The sequence below is a fragment of the Streptomyces tubercidicus genome (assembly GCF_027497495.1).
Classification (GTDB): domain Bacteria; phylum Actinomycetota; class Actinomycetes; order Streptomycetales; family Streptomycetaceae; genus Streptomyces; species Streptomyces tubercidicus.
On record NZ_CP114205.1, the window covers coordinates 2436607 to 2458091 of the forward strand.

The window sequence follows — 21485 nt, forward strand, 5'->3', positions numbered from 1 at the left end:
TGCGTGCGTGGGGCGGTGTGCGTGCGTGGGGCGGGCCGTGGACGTCGCTCACGCCCGGGTGCGTATGCCCAGTCGGCCGACCACGGCCGCGGCCACCAGCGCGGCCGCCGTCAGGGCGAAGGCGTAGGCCGCTCCCTGGTAGCCGCCACCTGCCCCCGTCAGCACGGCACCCATACCGGCGATGCCTACCAGGGAGCCGATCTGGCGGTTGGCGTTGAGGGTCGCGCTGCCGATGTCGGCGTGCTCACGGCCCGCGGCCGCCATCAGGACACCGGTCATCGCCGGGGAGCTGATCCCGCTGCCGAAGTTGGCGCACGCGAGCACCACCGCGAGGACCCAGTACGGCAGGCCGGGCGCGAGGAGCAGGAACAGCAGGACGTAGCCGACGGCGGAGAGCGCCAGGGAGGCGGTGAGCGCGGTCCGGTTGCCTACCCGCAGCCCGAAGCGGGCGTAGAGCACGTTGCCGAACGGGATGACCAGGACTGCCGGGAGCATCTGCAGCCCCGCCGTCACCGGACTCGCCCCGCGCGCGGTCTGGAGAAAGAGGCCGAGGACGAACAGCGCCCCGTAGAAGGCGAAGTTGAAGAGGAAACCCACCACATTCGCCGCGGCGAAACTGCGGTCCGCGAAGAGCGAGACCGGCAGGACCGGGGTGCGGGCGGCCCGTTCACGGACGACGAATCCGGCGAGCGCGACCGCCGCGACCGTGAACGCCCCGAGGACGAACGGCGCAGACCAGCCCATACCGGGACCCTCGATGAGCGCATAACTCAGCGCCCCGAGAGCCAGCAGCCCCAGGACATGGCCACTACCCCCGAGCGCCGAACCGCGGGCCGGGACCGCCACGATGAACCGCCGGGTCAGCAGCAGTCCGGCAAGGCCGATGGGGAGGTTGACGAGGAAGATGCTGCGCCAGCCGAGCGTGCCGACCAGTACACCGCCGATGGTCGGCGCCAGCCCTACGGAGGTGGAGACGACAGCCGACCAGATGCCGAGGATCTTCGCCCGGCGCGCCGGTTCGGGGAAGGCGTGCATCAGCAGCGACAGCGAGCTGGGCATGAAGAGCGCCGCGCCCACCCCCTGGACGAAGCGGGCCGCCACCAGGACGCCACCGTTCGGCGCGAGGGCGCCCAAAAGGGACGCGGCGGTGAACACGGCGAGCCCGATGAGATAGATCCGGCGGGCGCCGAACCGCTTCGCCAGCGAGCCGGCGAGCAGCAGCAGTGCGGCGAAGGCGAGGACATAGCCGTCGACGACCCAGGTGAGGCCGGACATGGTCAGCCCGAGCCGGGCCCGCAGCTCGTTCGCGGCGACGTTCATGATGCCGGTGTCCAGGCTCGCCATCACGAACCCGAGCGCCAGGACGAGGAGTTGGAGACCGTCGCGGGACGGGGCGCGTGGTGGCGCGAGGGTCTGGGTCCGGGGCCGGGACCGGGTCTGACCGTGCGCCTGGTCGTGGGCCTGGTCGTGGGTGGCTGTGCCGTGGTCGGGCGCCGTCACATGCGGCGCACCCTTCTCAGCGATCATAGATTTACTTAAAGCTGTACCTATCCTCGCGCGCAATAGTTACAGCTATAACTTTACTGAACGCAGACGAAACCGCCGGGGCCCCGGGATGCGGCGTGCATCCCGGGGCCCCGGCGGCATCTTGCTCCCGCGAGCGGTCAGTCGCCCCGCCCCAGCGCCCTCAGCAGGTCATCGCGCAACGCTGCCCGCTCCTCGTGCGAAAGGTGGTCCAGCGGCGAGGCGGTCCCCATCCGCCGCAGCAGATCGAGCCGCAACTCCCGCCCCGCGTCGGTGAGTACGAGCTGCTTGGCCCGCCCGTCCAGTGGATGCGGACGGCGCACGACCATGCCCTGCTTCTCCAGTTTGGAGATGACGTAGGTGACATTCGGCGGCTCGCAGCACAGCACCGCGGCCAGCTCCCGCGCGGTCTTCGGCTCGCCGAGCTCCTCCAGCGCCTTGGCCTGTGTCGGCGTCAGATCGAGCTCGGCGACCCGGCTGCGCTGATGGGCGTCGAGCCGGCGGCTCAGCTCCGTCACGAGCCCCCGTATCTCCCGGAACCCGCACCCCGCCGCAGCGGTCGCCTTCGCTTCAATGGTCACTCATGCAGCGTACGTCGCCCCGGCGGAAAACAGCGGTGCGCGGAGGAACGCTGTGGACAAGCCGTGGACAACCGCCCACGCGGCGGACCGTACGTCAGCGTCCGGGCCGCACCGACACATCGTTGATCTCCGCGTCCCGCGGCAGATCGATGGCCGTGAGGATGGCCGTCGCGACCGACTCCGGGTCGATCCAGCGGCCCGGGTCGTACTCCTTGCCTTCCTGCTGGTGGGTGCTCTCCTGCATCGGCGTGGCCGTGCGCCCCGGATAGACCGAGGTCACCCGGACGCCGTTGTCGTGCTCCTCCGCCCGCAGCGAGTCGGCCAGCGCCTTCAGGCCGTGCTTGGTCGCCGCGTACGCGCCCCACTGGGCCCGCGCGCTCAGCCCGGCACCGGAGTTCACAAAGACGACCTGCCCCTGGGCGGCCCGTACCAGCGGCAGCAACAGGCGGGTGAGCTCGGCGGGTGCGACCAGGTTGGCGGCGAGCTGCCGCTGCCATGCCTTGGCCGGCAGATCGGCGATCGCACCCAGCTCGATCACGCCCGCGCTGTGCACGAGCGAGTCGATCCGGTCCGGCAGCGGCTGCTGTCCGAAGGCCCAGGACAGCTTCTCGGGGTTGGCGAGATCACCGACGAGCGTACGGGCGCCGGGAAACTGCGCGGCGAGCTCCTTCGCCCGGACCGCGTTACGCGCCAGCAGCCACAGGTCCTCCCCGCGGTCCGCGAGCCGCCGTGCGACCGCCGCTCCGATGCCCGACCCTGCGCCCGTGATCAAGTGCGTACCCATGGGGCCGATCCTAACGAGCGGGGCCGCCGGACGCGGGGGCCCGGGGGCTCAGCCCTGGATGCCTGCCTTCTCCTCCAGGTAGGCGAGCGTGCCGACGCCGTCCTCCGCGAAGAAGACCAGGTCGGTGAGGGGAAGCGGCAGGAAGCCCTCCGCCTCCATCCGCTGGAACTGCTGCTTCAACCCGTCATAGAAGCCCGCGGTGTTGAGCAGCACCACCGGCTTGCTGTGCATCCCGTGCTTGCGCAGCTCCAGGATCTCGGTGGCCTCGTCCAGGGTCCCCGTACCGCCGACCATGATGACGACGGCATCGGCGCGCAGCAGCATCTGCGCCTTCCGCTCGGCGAGGTCCTTGGTGACGACCATCTCATCGGCGCCCTCGCGCGCCTTGTGCGCCAGGAACTCCACGGAAACGCCGATCAGCTTTCCGCCGGCCTCCTGCACCCCGTCGGCCATAACCTTCATGAGGCCGGTATCCGAACCGCCCCAGACCAGCGCATGTCCGCCCCGGCCGATCAGCTCGGCGAACTCGCGGGCGGGGGTGACATAGCGGTCGTCAAGATCGGCGGCGGAGCAGAAAACACAGATATTCATGCGGTCACCTTACGAGCGACGGGGCCGACGAAGCTCTGGGCAAAGCCCCCACGAGGCTCTCCCCCGCCCCCTCCCCCTCTCCCCCTTCGGGGGAGGGGGCGGGGGTGGGTTCGGGGGTGGGGGGGACAAGCCCCCTCAGGTCAGATCAGCCCCTGATCCAGCATCGCCTCCGCGACCCGCTCGAAGCCGGCGATGTTGGCGCCTGCGACGTAGTCGCCCGGCCGGCCGAAGCGCTCCGCGGTCTCGTAGCAGCGGTGGTGGATGCCGCGCATGATGGCTGCGAGTTCGCCCTCGGTGCGTTCAAAGGCCCATGCCTCACGGGAGGAGTTCTGCCGCATCTCCAGCGCGCTGGTCGCCACCCCGCCCGCGTTGGCCGCCTTGCCGGGGCCGAAGGCCACACCGGCCGACTTGAGGAGCGTCACCGCCTCCGGTGTGGTCGGCATGTTGGCGCCCTCGGAGACCGCCTTGACGCCGTTGCGGATCAGGATCCGGGCGGCGTCCTCGTCCAGCTCGTTCTGGGTCGCCGACGGCAGCGCCACATCGCATGCGACATCCCACACCCGCCCACCGGGCACATAGGTGGCCGACACCCCGCGCCGCTCGGCGTACGCGCTGATCCGGCCGCGCTCGACCTCCTTGATCTGCCGCAGCAGGGCCAGGTCGATGCCCTTCTCGTCGACGACATAGCCGCCGGAGTCCGAGCAGGTCAGCACGTGGGCGCCGAGCGCCTGCGCCTTCTCGATGGTGTAGATGGCGACATTGCCGGACCCGGAGACCACCACCTGCTGGCCGTCCAGCTCCTCGCCGCGCTGCTTGAGCATTTCCTCGGTGAAGAGCACATTGCCGTAACCGGTGGCCTCCGTACGGGCCTTGGAGCCGCCCCAGGACAGGCCCTTGCCGGTGAGCACACCGGCCTCCCAGCGATTGGTGATCCGCCGGTACTGGCCGAAGAGGTAGCCGATCTCCCGGCCGCCGACGCCGATATCGCCGGCCGGTACATCCGTGTGCTCGCCGAGATGACGATGCAGCTCCATCATGAACGACTGGCAGAATCGCATGACTTCGGCGTCCGACTTGCCGTGCGGATCGAAATCGCTGCCGCCCTTACCGCCGCCGATGTTGAGGCCGGTAAGGGAATTCTTGAAGATTTGTTCGAAGCCGAGGAACTTGACGATCCCCAGATTCACGGACGAGTGGAAACGCAGGCCGCCCTTGTACGGGCCGAGCGCGCTGTTGAATTCCACCCGGAAACCGCGGTTGACGTGAATCGCCCCGGAATCGTCCTGCCAGGGGACCCGGAACATGATCTGCCGCTCCGGCTCACAGATCCGCTCCAGGATCTTCGCCTCGGCGAACTCCGGGCGGGCTGCCAGCACCGGGGCCAGCGTCTCCAGCACCTCAAGTGCCGCCTGATGGAACTCGGGCTCCCCGGGATTTCGCCGGACCAGCTCGGCGTACAGGGATGCCGGCCCGGCCGAATGAACGCCGGGCTTGACCTGAGATTGAACAGTCGACATGACTTACGTTCCCTTTCGTGGCCGCGGAAAGGCCGCCTGCGGTCCGGACTCTGACGAGCCCTCACAAGGTCTACAACTCCTTGCCGGTCCCTATCGTCACCATTTATCGCCCTGGCAGCCGCTGACGTCCCGTCGCTTTGCCGACCCTATTTGGCGGCACCCCGCCAATCGACTGTGGGATATACGACACGTCGCTCCCGTACACAATCGCCCGACTCCTCCGGCCCGCCCTCCCCCACCCCAAGCCCGCAGGTCAGCGCACCGGTGACGGCCGCCGCGCACCGGTTTTCCGGGCCGCGGGCTGTGCGGGACCTCACAGTTGACCAGCGGTCTTGGCCCACCTCACGCGCCCCACCAGCCCGTATTGCCTCGCCGAGGGTCTGCTGCCGTTCCTGGCGCCGGCCTAGTTCGCCGCCCCGGCCGCCGCCGCAGCGGGCGCGCCGCTCCGCGCCTCCGCCCCGCCCGGGTCAGCGGTGCGCCCGGCCACGGTCTCCGCCTCCGCCTCGACCTCGGCTCGGACCATCTTCTCCATCGGGTCGGCGCAGCTGCCCCCGGCTATGACGATCGCCGCCAGGATGGCCACCACCGTCAGCACCGTGCCCAGCCAGACCATGGTGTGCACCGGCACGGTGTAGGCACCGATGACCTTGACCACGCACTCGGTCAGCAGCGCCGTCCCCCATATCGCCGAGAACCGCCGCTCGGCCCGTCGGAACCGCTCCGAGCCGGCCATCAGCCGGTCCCAGGCGGCGTTGCCGGCCGCGCTCCCTTTGGTGACCCACGGCTTGAGTCCCGTGGTCATCAGTGGCCGGTTCGCCCGCACGGAGAGCAGGATCACGATTCCGACCACGCTGCTCACAGCGCTGTCCTTGGCCATCATCAGCCGTGGATCACCGGCCACCGCGCTCAGCCCCAGGCCCACCGCATTGACGATCAGGATCAGCAGGGCGAGGCCGTTCACGCTGCGGCTGCTGACCAGGCTCCACACCGTCCGCAGCGCCGGTACCACGCTGCTCCAGCCCAGCGCGGCCACCGTGCTGAACCCGAAGCCGTCGCTGAGGAGGTAGTACGAGGCCACCGGAATCCCGGCGTCCACGATCAGCGGCACAAAGCTCTTCAGCGCCGAATCGCCGCGCTCCCCCTCGGCCCCCACGGCCACGTCGGCCACATCCGCTGCATCGTCCACGTCGGCCACGGACTGATTCCCACTCACGGCGCTCTCCCCCACATCGCTGTGCGCTGCTGCTTCCCGCGCTGCATTCAGCTTCGTGCACAGCCGTGGCCGGCGGCAGTTCCAACTGTCCCGGGATCGCCATGACATTTGTCAGATCGGGCACGGCGAACGATGACGTCGCGCCTCTCCCGGAACGCCTCCGGGAGCCCCGCTACGCCTCCGCGCGCGCCGCTCGCTCCGTGGTGGCGATGGTGGCCGAGCCGACCACGCGGGAGCCGTCGTAGAGCACGATCGCCTGGCCGGGGGCCACTCCGCGGACGGGCTCGGTGAAGGACACCTGGAGCTCGGCGTCGCCGATCAGCTCGGCGGTGACCTCGGTCTCGCCGCCGTGGGCACGGAGCTGGGCCGTGTAGGTCGCGGGACCGGCCGTCGGGGGGCGGCCGCACCAGCGGGGGCGGATCGCGGTCAGCGCCATCACGTCCAGGGAGGCGGCGGGGCCGACGGTGACGGTGTTGTCGACCGGGGAGATGTCGAGGACATAGCGCGGCTTGCCGTCAGGAGCCGGGTGGCCGATGCGCAGGCCCTTGCGCTGGCCGATGGTGAAGCCGTACGCGCCCTCGTGCGTACCGAGGCGGTTGCCGGACTCGTCGACGATATCGCCCGGCGCCGTGCCGAGCCGCTTGGCCAGGAAGCCCTGGGTGTCGCCGTCGGCGATGAAGCAGATGTCGTGGCTGTCCGGCTTCTTGGCGACGAACAGACCGCGGCGGGCGGCCTCTTCACGGATCTCCGCCTTGGTGGTGAGGGTGTCGCCGAGCGGGAACATGGCGTGCGCGAGCTGGCGGTCGTCCAGGACACCGAGGACGTACGACTGGTCCTTGGCCATATCGGAGGCGCGGTGCAGTTCGCGGGTGCCGTCCTCGCGCAGCACGACCGTGGCGTAATGGCCGGTGCAGACGGCGTCGAACCCCAGGGCCAGCGCCTTGTCCAGCAGCGCGGCGAACTTGATCTTCTCGTTGCAGCGCAGGCAGGGGTTCGGGGTGCGCCCGGCCTCGTACTCCGCGATGAAGTCGTCGACGACATCCGCCCGGAAGCGCTCGGCGAGATCCCAGACGTAGAAGGGGATGCCGATGACGTCGGCGGCACGGCGGGCGTCGTGCGAATCCTCGATCGTGCAGCAGCCGCGGGCGCCGGTGCGGAACGACTTCGGGTTCTCGGAGAGCGCGAGATGCACGCCGGTCACATCATGGCCGGCCTCGGCGGCGCGAGCGGCGGCAACGGCGGAGTCCACGCCGCCGGACATGGCGGCGAGCACGCGGAGGCGGCGGGGAGCGTCATCAGTCATAGCCAGTCCAGAGTAGACGGAACCACGGACAGGGCCGAAAGCGTTATGCAGCTCATGGGGAAGAGGGACGGGGAGAAGGCCGACGGCCAGGAGGCCACGGCCGGGATCACGCGGCGCCGGGCGCTGTGGATCGGGGGCGGCGGGGCGGTGGCCGCCGGGGCCGCGGCTTTCGCGGGGCGCGATGCGCTGGCGCACTGGTGGTGGCGGCTGCCGGGCAATGCGAAGCCGCGCACGGCCGGTGCGGTCGACCACCGGGGCGCGCAGTGGATAGCGGCGTCCCCGGAGAACTACCGGCGGGCGGACCGGCCCGCGGATTACGTGATCGACCGGGTGGTCATCCATGTCGTCCAGGGCAGCTATGCGACCGCGCTGGATGTCTTCCGGGACCCGGATCACGAGGCCGGCGCGCACTACGTCGTCCGCAAGGACGGGCATGTCGCCCAGATGATCCGCGAACTGGACGTGGCGTTCCATGCGGGCAACCGCGGCTACAACGAGCGGAGCGTGGGGATCGAGCACGAGGGCTTCGTGGACCGGCCGGAGTCGTTCACGGATGCGATGTACGCGTCGTCGGCGCGGCTGACGGCAGAGATCTGCCGGCGGTACGGCTTCCCGGCCGACCGGGAGCACGTCGTGGGGCATGTGGAGGTGCCCGGGACGGATCACACCGATCCGGGGCCGCACTGGAACTGGGACCGCTATCTGCGCCTCGTACGGGCCGAGCTGCGCAAGCCCCCCGTACGGGCGCGGGAAAGCCCGCCTGTGGGGAAGGGCTGACGGACTGAGCCGCTGCCCCAGAGGACGGGACAGCCCTTAGCTGAGCCCCGCGCTCCTCGCCCGCTCCACCACCGGCCCGATGGCCTCGGCCAGTGCCGCCACGTCCTCCGCGGTGGAGGTGTGCCCCAGGGAGAACCGCAGGGTGCCACGGGCGAGGTCCGGGGACATGCCCGTCGCCAGCAGGACATGGCTGGGCTGGGCGACACCGGCGGTGCAGGCGGAGCCCGTGGAGCAGGCGATGCCCTGGGCGTCCAGGAGGAGCAGGAGGGAATCGCCCTCGCAGCCGGGGAAGGAGAAGTGGGCGTTGGCGGGGAGGCGGCCGGCGGGGTCCGGGTCGCCGCCGTAGACGGCGTCCGGGGCGGCGGCGCGGACGGCCTTGACCAGGTCGTCGCGGAGCGCGCCGATGTCGCGGGCGAAGTCCTCGCGGTGGGCGACGGCGTGCCGGGCGGCGGCGGCGAAGGCGGCGATGGCCGGGGTGTCGAGGGTGCCGGAGCGGACGTGCCGTTCCTGGCCGCCGCCGTGCAGCACCGGCACCGGGGCGTACTCGCGGCCCAGCAGCAGCGCGCCGATGCCGTACGGCCCGCCGATCTTGTGGGCGGAGACCGTCATCGCGGCGAGCCCTGAGGCGGCGAAGTCGACCTCCAGCTGGCCGACGGCCTGCACCGCGTCGGCATGCAGCGGAATCTCGAACTCCGCGGCGACCTCGGCCAGTTCCCGCACCGGCTGGATGGTGCCGATCTCGTTGTTGGCCCACATGACCGTGGCCAGCGCGACATCGGCGGGGTTGCTGGCGAGGGCCGAGCGCAGCGCCTCGGCGTGCACCCGGCCGTAGCTGTCGACCGGCAGCCACTCGACGCGGGCGCCTTCGTGCTCGGCGAGCCACTCCACGGCGTCGAGGACCGCATGGTGCTCGACGGGGCTGGCGAGGACGCGGGTACGGGCCGGGTCGGCGGCCCGGCGCGCCCAGTACAGGCCCTTGACCGCGAGGTTGTCGGCCTCGGTGCCGCCCGCGGTGAAGACGATCTCGCTCGGGCGGCCGCCGAGCGAGACGGCGAGGGATTCGCGCGCCTCCTCGACGGTACGCCGGGCCCGCCGGCCGTCGGCGTGCAGCGAGGACGCATTGCCGGTGACGGTCAGCTGGGCGGTCATCGCCTGCACCGCCTCCGGGAGCATCGGGGTGGTGGCGGCGTGGTCGAGGTAAACCATGGTGCGCACGATTCTACGAGCCCCCGCGGTGGGCTCCGGGGGCGCATGCGCAGCACACGGGAGCGCCGTACGCCGGGCGCGCCCGGGGCGGGTCCACCGGCCTCCTCCCCTATACGGCCACGGGTATACGGCCACGGGCCGGCCCGCCCGTCCCCTCGACTCCCCCGACGCCCCGGTAAGGAGTCACTTGCTTGACGGTCATGACGGAGTGGCTCGCGGAGCTGATCGCGTACCGGGGCCTGGCCACGGACACGGCCCGGCGGGCCGTGGTCACGCTTTGAGCGCCCCGTCGCCCTCCCGTCTACGGAGCCAACCGTCGCCCGATCTCGCGGGCCGTCGACGCTGCCTCGGTGAGGGCGGGTGACGGGGACGGCAGGGACTGCGGGGAGGTCAGGGTTTCCAGGGTGGTGCGGAGGCGGTGGAGGGTGGTGCGTGAGGGGCGGGTGGTGTGGGGGAAGTCGGCGAGTGTGGTGGTGAGTTCGGCCTCCAGGGCGTCGAGGGCGTCGAGCGTCTCAAAGGGGGCAGGGGCGGCCGGACTGTCGGTGGCCCTCTGGAGGCGTAGTTGGTCGGTGAGGGTGTGGAGGGCTGCGGTCAGGTCGCGTAGGGCCGTGGCGGTGCGGGCCAGGTCTGCGGTGCGGGAGAGGGCGGGGCGGTGCGGGCCCGTGGGTGGGGCGGTCTCCTTGGCTCGTAGGAGGGTGCGGAGGGGGCGGGCCTGCGGGGTGTGGAACGCCTCGTGGATGGTGAGGGCTTCGCGCCAGTGTGCCTGGGCGCTTCGCTTACGGCCCAAGGCGGTCTCGGCGTGGCCCAGGGCGGTCAGTGCGTCGGCCCGCCACCGTTCGCCGCCCGGCACCAGCAGCCGTCGCGCCGCGTCCTCGGCGGCGGTCACCGCCTCGCCGGGCCGGATCAGGGCGACCATCGCCGCGGCCATCCGGCAGCGGGTACGCCCCGCCCAGAGCTGCTGGCGGTCCGCCTCGAAGAGGGGCAGCGCCTGTTCGAGTTCGCGGAGCGCCTCGGCGGGCCGGCCGGCCGCAGCGAGCGCTTCGGCGAGTGCGTAGCGGCCGTGCGCGAGCAGCGGGGAGCCGTGGCCGCCGCGGTGGTGGAGGGCCACGCTCCGCTCGGCGAACAGCACGGCTTCGCTGCTGTTGCCGGTCGCCGCCCAGAGCCGGGCCAGGGCGCCGAGTGCGGCGGCCTCGCCGAGTTCGTCGGGCTCGGTGCACTGCTGCCATGCCGCGATCAGATGGCGCTCCGCGGTGTCGTGCCGCCCTTGTTGGAGGGCGATGAGGCCGCGCGCATACGGTGCGCGGAAGCGCGTCAGGGGATCGCCGCAGCGGTCGGCCAGTTGCTCCGCGCGCCGCGCCTCGGGCTCCGCCTCGGCGCACTTGCCCAGTGCGAGGTACGCCTCCGCGAGCGCGACCCGGGCCCGGCCTTCGGCCCGTGCAAGGCCGTCCCGGGCCCGGCCTTCGGCCCGTGCGGCGCCGTCCCGGGCCGCCCGCGCCGCCACCGCACGGGCGGCCGGCTCGTAGGCGGCGGAGAGCGCTCCGGAGTCGGCCGTCACCTGGGCGAGCAGCAGGAGGTCGGCGGCCTGGCGGACGATCCCCGGGGTGCGGAGCGCAGCCCGGCGGATGAGCGCGAGCAGCCGGGGGGCTTCCCCGGCCCAGGCGGCCAGGGCGTCGTCCCGGTCCTTCGTAGGGGGCAGCGGGCCGTCGGAGGGTACACCGGCGAGGTCATGGAGCAGCCGGTCGCCCGGACACCGCAGCGCGTGCACCTGGCGGCCCATGGCCAGGTACCAGGTCAGCAGCCGGACCAGGGCCTCGTCGTGCGCCTCCGCCGGCAGCTCCTGAGCGGCGGACCGGCAGGCGAGACGGCGCAGTTGGCCCGTATAGCGGTAGCGGTCGGGGCCCGCCTTGCGGAGTGCGCCGACGGAACGCAGTTCGTCCAGGAGGGGGCCGGTGCGATGCGGGGTGGCACCTAGCAGAGCGGCCGCGGCGCCGGACGAGAGGTCCGCGGACGAGGCGGCCTCGGCGGTGTCCGTCGCGGCGAGGAGGCGGAAGGCCCGCCGCGCGGGCGGGGAGAGCTGCGCGTCGAGCCAGCGGAGCGTCGGGGGGCCGGGGTCGGTGAACAGCTCCTGGGCCTCGGCGGGGGGCAGTGTGCCCAGCTCGACGGCCTCGGCGGGCGGGGGAAGCGGCGGGCAGGTACGGCCGGTGATCAGGACGGCGCCGCCGCGGGCTCCCGGTGTGGGCGTACGGCCGGGGAGCAGGGGAGCCAGGGCCGACGCATCGGACGCGTCGGCGCCGGGTGCGTCGTCCAGCACGATGAGGACACGGCGTTCGGCCAGCAGGGAGCGGTAGAGGGCCGCCCGGCCGTCGCGCCACCGGGGGATGCGGTCGTCCGGCACGCCCAGCGCGCGCAGCAGCGCTTCGAGGGCGCCGGTCGGCGTCACCCGCTCCTCTGCCGCCTCGGCGCTGCCGCGCAGATCCAGGAACAGCCGGCCGTCGGGGAAGTCATCCGCCACCTCGTGCGCGACCCGCAGCGCGAGAGCCGTCTTGCCCGCCCCGGCCCGCCCATGGAGGAAGCGGCAGGGCGGGGCGCCCCCGGTGTCCCCGGTGCCCCCGGTGCCGCCCGTCAATTCGGCGGCCAGGCGGGAGAGCTGCACGGCCCGCCCGGCGAACCGCTCCGGCGCGGGCGGCAGCGCCACCACGTCGGCCCGGGGCCCGGCCGAATCGGGCTCGGGCTCGGGCTCGGGCTCGGGCTCGGGCTCGGCCAGGGGACGGTAGACGTCGGCCATGAGGTCGCCGCGCCAGCGCTCCAGCCGGGCCCGCTGGCCCGCGGCGAACGGCCCCGGCAGTCCGGCGAGCGGTTCGCCGTCCCACAACGCCAGTGCCTCATCCCGCAGTTGACGGGCCACGGCCGGGTCCACGGCGCGGCGGGCCCGGTCGACCAGCTGCTCGGCCCGGTCGAGATCGAGGTCCAGGACGGGCGCGCTGCCGTCGGGACGGCGCAGCGCGTAGCCCCCGTCCTGCTCCCTGACCAGGAGGTCCGCTCCCGTGCCCGCCCCGGTGTCGGGGCCGAGCGACGCGTTCAGCCGGGCGGCGCAGGCGGCAAGCGCGGAGCGGGCGGCCCCCGGCGGCCGCTCGCCCCAGAGGCCGGGAATCAGCTCGGCCGCGTCGGCGGAGTGCCCCGGCCGCAGCAACAGGGCGGCCAGCAGGGCCCGTTCCTCCGGACCGCCCAGCGCCAGCGGCGTCGCCCCGCGCCAGGCGCGCACGGGCCCGAGGACACCGAAGCGCGGCGGCGGGGGCGGGGACGCGGGGCGGCGCTGCGGTGGCAGCGGGTGGTCCGTCAACTCGGGCACCACACCCCCCATCCGCTCCAATACGGGACTGGCCAGCACCGCGAAGGCCCGCGCCGACGCCTGGAGCCGCAGCTCCCCCTCCTCGTCGCCCATCAGGACCGGGAAATCCGGCAGCCGCCCCATGTACGGCTCCAGCGACCGCCCGACCGCCTCGACGACCTCCACGGCCTGTTCGGCACCGAGGCCGCTGAACAGCAGCTCCCGTACACCAGGGCGGAAGTCGTAGACGGGCTCGCTGAGTTGGCACGATGGCGGCGCGCCCAGGGCACGGTCCAGGGTGTGCGCGGCGGCCGCGTCCCGCGCCTGGTCGGTGCGTTCCAGGAGGCCGCCGAGCAGGATCTCCGCCACATGGGTGGGCCCGGCGTCCCGCATCGTGGCGGCGCGCACCAGCTGCATCAGTGGTGTGGTCAGGGGGCGGATGGCCGAGAGGCGGACGGCGAGACGGTATGCCTCGGGCGAGAAGGCACCCCGGAAGTGGGCCAGCAGCTCCTCCGCCGTGCCCTGGGGTACGGCGGGCCGGGCCGGGGCGGCGGGCGCCTCGTCCAGCAGTACCGTTTCGATCAGATGCGGCACTCCGGGGCGGGTGAGCAGCCCGGCCCACTGTTCCAGCGCGGAGGGCGTCGGGTGCAATACGGGCAGCGCGAGAAGACCGTCCGCCTCCGGATCGCGCTCACCGCTCAGCGCGTCACAGACGATGAGCCGGCCGAGCGGATCGAACTCGCCCGGTGCAGCCAGGAGCCGCGGGCGGGCATCCAGGGCGGTGCCCCGCCACAGCCGCCGGGGCAGCGGGTTGAGTACGGCCAGCGGGCCGCCGCGGCCCCATGCCGCGAGGGCACGGACGGCCTGCGGGCTGCGCCACCCCGGGCTCGTACCGTCGGTCAGCAGGAAGGTCACCACCGGACCCGCGGGCCGTCGGCGCCCCACCGGGCCGCCCGGATCCCGGGGGTCGACCGGAAGGACGCGGACGGAACGGAAGACCGTACTCCGGGCGAGGAGCGCGCGCAGCTCGGCCGCGAGCGGGCCCCACACCTGCATGGACGGCGAGCAGTCCACCAGCAGCACGGCCGACCGGCAGCGCTCCTGGTCCGGGCGGGAGACGACATCGAGGAAGCCGGTCTCGGCGGCGAGGCGGACGGTGGCCTCGATGTCGGTGACGGTGCGGTGCGGATGGTCCCGGGTCCTGCGCAACGGGCGCAGCGCACGGCCCAGTTGCTGGGCATCGGGCAGCGCACGCCCACCGGGGACGCGCGCCGGACGGGCCCGGTCCGCACCCGGCGCACCGCCCTGGCTGCCCATGGCGTACAGCGCACGACGCGGCGGGACGGCGGGCGCCAACGGGTCGCAGGGAGCGGAGCGGGGCCCGGGGCGGGGCCCGTCGTCAGGTGCCGCTGAGTCGCCGGGGCCGGAAGGGACGCCGGAAGGGACGCCGGACGCATCGGCCACGTCAGCTACATCGGACGCATCAGACGCCTCGGACGCACCCAACACCCCAGCTTCGGAACCCCCGTTCGCCTCGCCGACCCCACCGGCCTCCTCGACCTCCTCGGCCTCCCGGCCCCGCTCACCCCCAACACCCCTCGCATTCCCCACCCCACCCACAAACTCCCCCACGTCCCCCACGTCCCCCACGTCCCCCGACGCCCCCGCATCCCCCGACTCCCCTACACGCCCCTCCATCACCCGCGACAGCCACAACACATCAAGGAGCTCCATCGCCCCGAGGTCGTAACCGGCGGCCGACATCGCCTGTCGCAGTCGGTCGATCATGGCGACATGGACTCGTCGAGACGGTGCAGCACGGCGGCGAGCAGCTCTTCCTTGGTGAGGTCGGCGCCGCTGATGCGCAGATGGACCGCGGCCAGCAGCTGGTCGGTGGCCAGTGTCTGGGTCTTCGCGCGCTGGTGGAAGACCTCGATGAGGTCCTCCGCCGCGGCGACCGCCTCCTCCCCCAGGTTGTGTTCGATGATCCTCCGCAGCCGGTCGCCGGTCGGCTCCGGCAGATCCAGGCGTACGCAGCGGCGCAGGAAGGCGGGCGGGAAGTCCCGTTCGCCGTTGCTGGTCATGATGACGATCGGGAAGTGGGTGCAGCGGACCACCCCGCGGTGGACCGCGACCCGCTCCCGGCTTCCGCTCAGCAGGACCTGGACCTCCTGTTGGTGCTCGGGCAGCCGGGCCAGCTCCGGGATCTCGAACTCGCCCTCCTCCAGCACGACCAGCAGGTCGTTGGGCAGGTCGATATCGGCCTTGTCGAGTTCGTCGACGAGCAGGACGCGGGGCCGGCCGGCCGCCAGTGCGCTGCCGAGCGGGCCGAGGCGCAGATACTGGCCGATGTCCCCGGCCGCGGTGGCGCGCCGGGCCCGGGGGCGGCGCACGGAGCCGTACGAGGCCTCGCGCTCCCGGCGCAGCGAGGCTTCCCGGAGGCGGCCCACGGCGTCATAGCGGTAGAGGGCGTCCTGGAGCGTGGAGCGGCTGTTGACCGACCAGCGCAGGACGTCGCCCAGCCCGAGTTCCCCGGCGACGGCGCGGGCCAGTGAGCTCTTGCCTGCGCCGGGGCGGCCGGTGACCAGCAGCGGGCGGTGCAGATGGAGGGCGGCGTTGACGACGGAGATCTCGTTGCGCTCCAGGAGGTAGGGCGCACGGGGCGCGGCCCCCCGGCCGGCGGGCAGATGCCGCCAGGGCGGCGGGGCGGGCAGCGGTGACGGGCCGCGGAACACCCACCAGTCCTCCGGCTCCGTCCCCGGGTCGTCGTGTGCGCCTGCTGCGCTCTGTCCGGTCACCGCGCGTTCTCCTCGTTCAGTGCTGCGTCCGCGTTCGGGCTCTCAGGGCTGGGTCAGCACCCAGGCGTCCGGGGCGAGTTGTGGGGGACGATGGTCGGGCGCGTCGTAGAGCAGGGACAGCCGGCGGCCGTGGTGGGTGACGCTCTCCGGCTCCGCCATCGCCTTGGCCCGCTCCAGGCGCACCACTTCGGGCACCTCGGCGTGGTCGGTGCCGTCGACCAGGGCCAGCAGGTCCTGGGCGATGTGCGCGCCGTGTTCGGCACGGTGCCACAGCACGGTGTGGACGCCCGCCTGGACGCACTGCCGCAGCAGCGTTCCGTGGTGGTCCGGTGCACAGCACACGATGACCGTGCCGGCGTCGCGGTGCACCTCCAGTTGGGCGCGGGCGACCTTGCGGTCGGTGTGGCGGTGGTCGAGGACCAGGCGTTTGGCGTGCGGCAGGGCGGCGGTGCGCTGTTTCCAGCCGGCGTAGCTCTCCCGGGAGCGCTCCGTGGTGCGCACCACCACCCGCCGGGTGATCCCGGGCGCGAACGGCCCGTCCTCGTCGCTGTCGGGCGATTCCCAGGAGTCCACGTCCAGACCGAGCCAGGCGGACGGCAGGAAGTACTCCACCAGGGCGGTCTCCGGATCCTCCCGGACCTCGGTGCGCAGCACCCGGCGGATGTCGTCGACCACCTGCTCACTGCCCGCCTCGGCGTCGCGGACCAGCGCGAGCCGGTGCGGCTGGCGGTCGGCGAAGGTCCAGATCTGGTAGGTGAAGCGGCGTCCGGCCGGGGTGGGCAGCAGCTCCACCTGGACACGGGGCGCGGTGGCCGGGGTGCCGCCGCCCGGCCGGGCGAGGACCGGGGTGCGGACCGGCGCCGCGGCGGCCGTGACATCGGCGCGGAACTGGCTGACCGCCGCCTCGTCGACCCCCGACCGGGCGGCGACGCGCTCGACCCATGCGTCGAGGTCCTCGGCCGGATAGGCCCCGGCCGCGCGTTCCTCGACACCGATCCGCACCACTCCCTGGAGCAGCGGCGGCACCGGCGCGCCAGTGGTGGAGCTGAAGCCCTCCAGGGCGTCCATCGCGTCGGCCAGGCCGGTGACGGCGGGCAGCTCCGGGGCGTGCGGCAGGACGCGAGCCAGGAGGTCGCGGGGGTCCGTACGGGTGCAGTGGGCCAACAGGCCGGAGAGGTCCCGGCGTTGGCGGGTGGTCAGATACTCGCCGGGGCGGACCGTACGGGCGGCGCGGCGCAGTCGCTCCCAGTCCTCGCGCGCACCGTAGAGGCCGGGCCGGGCATGCGGGTCATAGGGGTCGGCGACCGGGGGCTCGTGCTCCCGTACCAGGTCGAGGAGTTCGGGGATGCCGCGGCGGACGTTCACGGCCATCCCGACCAGCCGTTCCAGGTCGGCCGCCGGGCCCGCCGAGGGCCTGCCGAGCCGGGCGGCGAGCCGCTCCTCACAGGCCAGTACCGCCTCGCGGCCCTTCAGTACCCGCTCCAGCGCGGTGAGCAGCTGCTGGACGCCGCGCCGGGCGGTGGGCACGGCCGAGGGCGGAAGGGTGGGGAGTTCCGCCTCGATGGCCGGGACGCTGATGGCGTACATCGTCGTCGGCCGGCTCCCGGGGGCGGCGCCTTCCGGGGCCCGGTGTACGGCCGCGACCAGGCCGACCACGGCCTGCCGTTCGCGGTCCCAGAGCGGCCCGCCGCTGAAGCCCTCGGTGACCTGGGCTCCGCCGAGCACGTCCAGCGCGATCCAGGGCGGCGCCGAGACCCGGGGCACGGCGCGCACCGTGGGCAGCGGATTGCCGCTGGCCCATAAGGCGATGGTCTCGTTGGCGTAGCTGTGCTGGAGGAACGGGGCGGGCTCGGCACCCTCGGGTGCGGCGCCGGTCAGCTCCAGGACGGCGAGATCGCCGTGGTACGGCACCCGTCCGGGCTCGACGGGCGCGCTCCCGGCCGCCGTGGCCCGCGGCGGTACCCACATCTCCCGTAAGACCCGTGCGGTCAGGTCACGGCCGGCCGCGACATGCGGCAGCCGGAGGGTGACGGTGTCGCCGGGGCCCGGGGTGTCCTGGGCGAAACGGTCCCTGCCCAGTGCGCTGTTGACGACATGGGCGCAGGTCAGCACGAGCCGGTCGGCGACCAGCACCCCCGCGCCGAGGGCCTGTTCGCCCTGGCGTACGGAGGCGAAGGACTGCTGGAGCGGGGTGTCCGGGCCTGCGCCTGCGATCACGGGGCCGTCCCGCCGGGTTCCCCCGCACCGCTGCCGAGGTTCCAGGTGGCCGAGACCTTGAAGCTCGCGTCCCCCTTGCCGGAGAACACCCCCAGGCTCAGATCGGAGCCGAGGGTGACGCCGAACTCCACGGTGACCTCGTCGGGACGGTGGCTGCCGCCGGCGATCGAGCGATGGATCTGGCCGAGGACGCCGCCGAGCGGCCGCAGGGCCTCTTCGAGGGCCTCCCCGCCACGGGTCAGCGCCCGGCTCATCCGGCTGTCCACACTGACCGGCTGGGCGGAGCCGAACTCCTCGGGCAGCTCCAACTCGCCCTCGGCACCGGACTGCTGCCGAGGGCCGTCGCCGGACGGCGGGTGTACGCCGGAGTGTTCGTGCGCGTCCGGACGGCCGGTGGCGGCCGGCCCCTCGGCCCGCAGCCACACGACGGTCGCATCATCAATTCTGAGAGCCACGTCCCCCATGCCGCTCAGTCTGACACGGGCGGCACGGCCACCGCCCGCACTTTCGCCGCCGAATTTCCGCCTCCGTACCCGGAGTCACCTGCGAAAAGGAGACGGAAGCGGCATCGGGGGCGCTACCCCTGGAGCACCGCGCGCGCCAACTGCCGCGACTGGGCGACGAGTCGGTCCTCGGAGTCCCAGACCTCGGCGTCCTCCTCCAGGAAGCCGCCGGCGAGGTTGCGGGTGGTGATGGCGACCCGCAGCGGGCCGGGGGCCGGGCGATGGCGGATATGGGCGGTCAGTTCGACGGTGGGCACCCAGCCGGACAGCCCCATCTCGAAGGCGGTGGGCGGCAGCGCGTCGACGGTCAGCAGGAGGGAGAGCGGGTCGGGTTCGCGGCCGTCGGCGAGGCCGAACCAGGCGCGCATCTCGCCCTTGCCGGAGGGCGCCCCGACGGCCCAGCCCGCGGTCTCCGGGTCCAGGCGGAGGGCGAGCCGCTCGGCGATGGCGGTGCTGCCGGGTATCGCGGGGCGGCCGCCGGGGGCACTGTCCGTGCCCAGGCAGTGCTCGTACGGCGGGATGGCCGGGGGTTTGGCGGTGGTGCGGACGTCGTCGGGGAGCGTGCCGAGGTCGCCGTACGCGGCGAGCACCCGCAGCCGCTCGATCTCGCTGCCGTCCTCGGCGAACTGGACGAGGGTGGCGGTGCCGGTCGACATCGTGCGGCCGGTGCGGACCACTTCGGTGCGGATCACGGCGGGGCCGGGGGCCGAGGCCGTCAGGTAGTGCGCGGTGACCGACATCGGGTCGGGGTGTGGGAGGGCGTCGCCCAGCGCGCGGCCCATGAGGGCGAGGAGGTAGCCGCCGTTGACCGCCTGGATGATCGTCCAGCCGGCGGAGAGGTGCGCGTCATACACGCCGGGGGCGCGGCGGGTGACCGCCGTATCGCGGTCGAACTCGCTGTTGCCGTGGGTCACCAGAGCCATGGGTTGCACGCTACACCGGATGGTTACCGACCGGTAGTGTCAGTTTTTGCCGCCTCGGGCGGAACCGGTCGTTCCGGGCCTGCCATGATGAGCGCCATGCTTCACGTCCTCTACCTGGCCGGCGTCGCGGCCTTCGCGGCGAGCGGGGTGCTGGCCGCCTACCGCGCCAACATGGACCCCTTCGGCGGACTGGTGCTCGCCTTCGCCGCGTCCATCTCCGGCGGCACGCTGCGCGATCTCATCCTCGACCGGCGCCCGCTGTACTGGACGCACGACTGGGTACTGCTGACCGTGATCATCTGTGTCGGCGTCGGCACCATGATCTATCTGCGGTTCTGGCGGCTGCCGCACAAATCCCTGCTGGTGGTCGACGCGATCGGACTGTCCGTCGTCACGGTGATCGGGGCCCGCGCCGCGATCGGCGCGGGTGCCACCCCGCTCGCCGTGATCATCCTGGCGGTGCTGACCGGGGTCACCGGTGAGGTCGTCCGCGATGTGCTCTGCGGGGAGTTCCCCCCGCTGCTGCTGCGCGAGGACGTGTACGCGATCGCCGCGCTGGCCGGCGCCTGCTGCTATCTGCTGCTCTACCGCCTCGGCACCGGAGCCACCCCCGCCGCCGCGATCTCGGCGGGGGTGGTCTTCGGACTGCGGATGGGGGCGGTCTACCTCGGGCTGCATCTGCCGCGGCCCTCGCAGCTGCGCCCCCGGGGCGGCCGGCCGGACACCGACTGACCCGCGCGGCCGGGGCCTACTGCGGCAGCGGCGGCCTGCTGTCGGTGTTCAGCCAGGTGTCGAAGAGATCGTCCAGCTGCTGCCCGGAGATCTTCTCGGCGAGCGCGATGAACTGGGAGGTGTCCGCGTTGCCGTAGCGGTGGCGGGCGGTCCAGGCCGGCAGCAGCTTGAAGAACGCCGTGTCGCCGATCCGCTCCCGCAGCACCTGGAGCGTCATCGCGCCCCGCGTGTACACCGCACCGGCGAACATGGTGTCCCGCTGCGGATCGGCGACCTTCACCTTCCAGAAGTCGTTGTCGGCCGGGATGTCGGCGTACTGGGCGCGGAGCGCGTCATGGGCGCTGCGGGTGCCCCGGTGCTCGCTCCACAGCCACTGCGCATACGTGGCGAAGCCCTCGTTGAGCCAGATGTTCTTCCACTGCTTCACCGAGACCGAGTCGCCGAACCACTGGTGCGCCAGCTCATGGACGATGGTGGACTCGCTGCGGACGGCCGAGTAGACCGGCTTGGACTGCACCTCCAGCGAGAAACCGGCCTGCGGCATGTCGTCGACGATCGCTCCGGTCACCTCGAAGGGGTACGGCCCGAAGACCTTCGACCAGTAGTCGGTGGCCTCCGCGGTGATGCCGTAGACGTCGACCTTGCCGGTGGGAAGGGTGGGGTCGGTGGCCACGTAGATAGGGGTGCCGCCGGGCGTGGTGCCCGTACGGACGTCGAACTTCCCGATGGTGGCGGTGGCCAGGTAGGTGGCCATCGGACGGCTCTCGCGCCAGTGGGCGTACGAGCGGCCGTGCGCCTCCCGGGAGCCGACCAGCCGCCCGTTGGACACCCCGGTCAGGCCCTTGGGGGCGTCGATGCGGATGTCGTAGGTCGCCTTGTCGCCCGGGTGGTCGCTGGAGGGGAACCATGTCGAGGCGGCGTTCGGCTCGCAGGCGACGAAGACCCCGTCCTTGGTCTTCATCCAGCCGTAGTCGGACCCGAAGACGATCGGGCCGCTCAGCGGCTTGGGGACACCGTGGTAGGCGACGGTGACGGTGAACTTCGTGCCGCGGCGCAGCGGGAAGTCGGGGCGGACGGCTATCTCGTCGCCGGATCTGCCGAAGTGGGCCCGCCGGCCGTTGACCCGGACGCTGTCGACCGTCAGCTTCTGGAGATCCAGGTCGAAGGCGGAGAGGTTCTTGGTGGCGCGGGCGGTGAGTGTCGTCCGGCCGTCGAGCCGGCCGCTGCCGGGGTGGTAGCTGACCCCGAGGTCGTAGTGCAGGGCATCGAAGCCGCCGTTGCCCAGGCGGGGGAAGTACGGGTCACCGACGCCGGGGGCGCCGGGTGACGCGCCGGGAGCGGCGGCGATGGAGGCGGCCGAGGCCACGGCGGTGGCCAGGGCGAGCCAGCGGGAGGTGCGGCGCGCAGAACGGGAGAGTGCCATGAGCCGTCCTTTCGGACACACGGGCGAATGGAGAACAACCGCGCCGACTCTGCACCCTCCCGTTC

General features: G+C 72.9%; 16 protein-coding genes. 2 read left to right on the top strand and 14 right to left on the bottom strand.

What is annotated here, in order from left to right; genetic code table 11:
• Positions 1-48: 48 nt before the first annotated feature.
• From STRTU_RS10290 to mnmA, 7 genes are all read right to left on the bottom strand, one after another.
• The gene (locus tag STRTU_RS10290; RefSeq protein ID WP_246240336.1) at positions 49-1527 is read right to left on the bottom strand and encodes an MFS transporter; all 1479 of its coding nucleotides are present in this window, start codon (positions 1525-1527) and stop codon (positions 49-51) included.
• Positions 1528-1664: 137 nt separating this feature from the next.
• Positions 1665-2042 (bottom strand): MarR family winged helix-turn-helix transcriptional regulator, encoded by a 378-nt coding sequence (locus STRTU_RS10295; RefSeq protein WP_159746818.1) that lies wholly within the window; start codon positions 2040-2042, stop codon positions 1665-1667.
• 157 nt (positions 2043-2199) lie between these two features.
• On the bottom strand, positions 2200-2889 hold the full coding sequence (locus tag STRTU_RS10300; protein WP_159743262.1) for an SDR family oxidoreductase: 690 nt from the start codon (positions 2887-2889) through the stop codon (positions 2200-2202).
• Positions 2890-2937: 48 nt separating this feature from the next.
• A complete protein-coding gene (locus tag STRTU_RS10305; RefSeq protein ID WP_159743263.1) occupies positions 2938-3480 on the bottom strand; it encodes an LOG family protein in 543 nt (180 codons plus the stop codon).
• 140 nt (positions 3481-3620) lie between these two features.
• The gene (gdhA, locus tag STRTU_RS10310; RefSeq protein ID WP_174878838.1) at positions 3621-4997 is read right to left on the bottom strand and encodes an NADP-specific glutamate dehydrogenase; all 1377 of its coding nucleotides are present in this window, start codon (positions 4995-4997) and stop codon (positions 3621-3623) included.
• 403 nt (positions 4998-5400) lie between these two features.
• Positions 5401-6150, bottom strand: coding sequence for a VC0807 family protein (locus tag STRTU_RS10315; RefSeq protein WP_371873670.1), 750 nt, complete (start codon positions 6148-6150; stop codon positions 5401-5403).
• Between the two features lie 232 nt (positions 6151-6382).
• The gene (gene mnmA, locus STRTU_RS10320; protein WP_159743264.1) at positions 6383-7513 is read right to left on the bottom strand and encodes a tRNA 2-thiouridine(34) synthase MnmA; all 1131 of its coding nucleotides are present in this window, start codon (positions 7511-7513) and stop codon (positions 6383-6385) included.
• Between the two features lie 54 nt (positions 7514-7567).
• Here mnmA and STRTU_RS10325 point away from each other — a divergent pair, with 54 nt between their 5' ends.
• Positions 7568-8290 (top strand): N-acetylmuramoyl-L-alanine amidase, encoded by a 723-nt coding sequence (locus tag STRTU_RS10325; protein ID WP_159743265.1) that lies wholly within the window; start codon positions 7568-7570, stop codon positions 8288-8290.
• A 36-nt stretch (positions 8291-8326) separates the two neighbouring features.
• Here the strand turns inward: STRTU_RS10325 and STRTU_RS10330 are convergent, their stop codons facing one another.
• The 6 genes from STRTU_RS10330 to STRTU_RS10355 all read right to left on the bottom strand — a co-directional run bounded on the left by STRTU_RS10330 (position 8327) and on the right by STRTU_RS10355 (position 19265).
• Positions 8327-9496 (bottom strand): cysteine desulfurase family protein, encoded by a 1170-nt coding sequence (locus STRTU_RS10330; RefSeq protein ID WP_159743266.1) that lies wholly within the window; start codon positions 9494-9496, stop codon positions 8327-8329.
• 301 nt (positions 9497-9797) lie between these two features.
• On the bottom strand, positions 9798-14612 hold the full coding sequence (locus STRTU_RS10335) for an SAV_2336 N-terminal domain-related protein (protein ID WP_308789368.1): 4815 nt from the start codon (positions 14610-14612) through the stop codon (positions 9798-9800).
• Entirely contained in the window at positions 14609-15622 is a 1014-nt protein-coding gene (locus STRTU_RS10340; RefSeq protein ID WP_159743268.1) for an AAA family ATPase, read from the bottom strand. Before STRTU_RS10340 ends, STRTU_RS10335 begins: the two co-directional genes overlap by 4 nt.
• A 42-nt stretch (positions 15623-15664) precedes the next feature.
• Entirely contained in the window at positions 15665-17839 is a 2175-nt protein-coding gene (locus STRTU_RS10345) for a VMAP-C domain-containing protein (protein WP_159743269.1), read from the bottom strand.
• Positions 17836-18303, bottom strand: a complete 468-nt coding sequence (locus tag STRTU_RS10350) for a CU044_2847 family protein (protein ID WP_159743270.1) — start codon at positions 18301-18303, stop codon at positions 17836-17838. Before STRTU_RS10350 ends, STRTU_RS10345 begins: the two co-directional genes overlap by 4 nt.
• A gap of 113 nt (positions 18304-18416) precedes the next feature.
• On the bottom strand, positions 18417-19265 hold the full coding sequence (locus tag STRTU_RS10355; RefSeq protein ID WP_159743271.1) for a thioesterase family protein: 849 nt from the start codon (positions 19263-19265) through the stop codon (positions 18417-18419).
• Positions 19266-19361: 96 nt separating this feature from the next.
• On the opposite strand from STRTU_RS10355, the gene STRTU_RS10360 reads away from it, so the two are divergent.
• Positions 19362-19997, top strand: coding sequence for a trimeric intracellular cation channel family protein (locus STRTU_RS10360; protein WP_167539127.1), 636 nt, complete (start codon positions 19362-19364; stop codon positions 19995-19997).
• A gap of 16 nt (positions 19998-20013) precedes the next feature.
• Here STRTU_RS10360 and STRTU_RS10365 read toward each other — a convergent pair whose 3' ends face one another.
• Positions 20014-21420 carry a M1 family metallopeptidase gene (locus STRTU_RS10365; RefSeq protein ID WP_159743273.1) on the bottom strand — a complete coding sequence of 469 codons (1407 nt, stop codon included), beginning with the start codon at positions 21418-21420 and terminating at the stop codon, positions 20014-20016.
• Between the last annotated feature and the right edge of the window lie 65 nt (positions 21421-21485).

Bases quoted from the DNA above. Each gene is read 5' to 3' on its own strand.
- STRTU_RS10290 (WP_246240336.1), bottom strand. From the start codon at position 1,527: ATGATCGCTGAGAAGGGTGCGCCGCATGTGACGGCGCCCGACCACGGC.
- STRTU_RS10300 (WP_159743262.1), bottom strand. From the start codon at position 2,889: ATGGGTACGCACTTGATCACGGGCGCAGGGTCGGGCATCGGAGCGGCG.
- STRTU_RS10305 (WP_159743263.1), bottom strand. From the start codon at position 3,480: ATGAATATCTGTGTTTTCTGCTCCGCCGCCGATCTTGACGACCGCTAT.
- gdhA (WP_174878838.1), bottom strand. From the start codon at position 4,997: ATGTCGACTGTTCAATCTCAGGTCAAGCCCGGCGTTCATTCGGCCGGG.
- mnmA (WP_159743264.1), bottom strand. From the start codon at position 7,513: ATGACTGATGACGCTCCCCGCCGCCTCCGCGTGCTCGCCGCCATGTCC.
- STRTU_RS10325 (WP_159743265.1), top strand. From the start codon at position 7,568: ATGGGGAAGAGGGACGGGGAGAAGGCCGACGGCCAGGAGGCCACGGCC.
- STRTU_RS10330 (WP_159743266.1), bottom strand. From the start codon at position 9,496: ATGGTTTACCTCGACCACGCCGCCACCACCCCGATGCTCCCGGAGGCG.
- STRTU_RS10335 (WP_308789368.1), bottom strand. From the start codon at position 14,612: ATGATCGACCGACTGCGACAGGCGATGTCGGCCGCCGGTTACGACCTC.
- STRTU_RS10350 (WP_159743270.1), bottom strand. From the start codon at position 18,303: ATGGGGGACGTGGCTCTCAGAATTGATGATGCGACCGTCGTGTGGCTG.
- STRTU_RS10355 (WP_159743271.1), bottom strand. From the start codon at position 19,265: ATGGCTCTGGTGACCCACGGCAACAGCGAGTTCGACCGCGATACGGCG.
- STRTU_RS10360 (WP_167539127.1), top strand. From the start codon at position 19,362: ATGCTTCACGTCCTCTACCTGGCCGGCGTCGCGGCCTTCGCGGCGAGC.
- STRTU_RS10365 (WP_159743273.1), bottom strand. From the start codon at position 21,420: ATGGCACTCTCCCGTTCTGCGCGCCGCACCTCCCGCTGGCTCGCCCTG.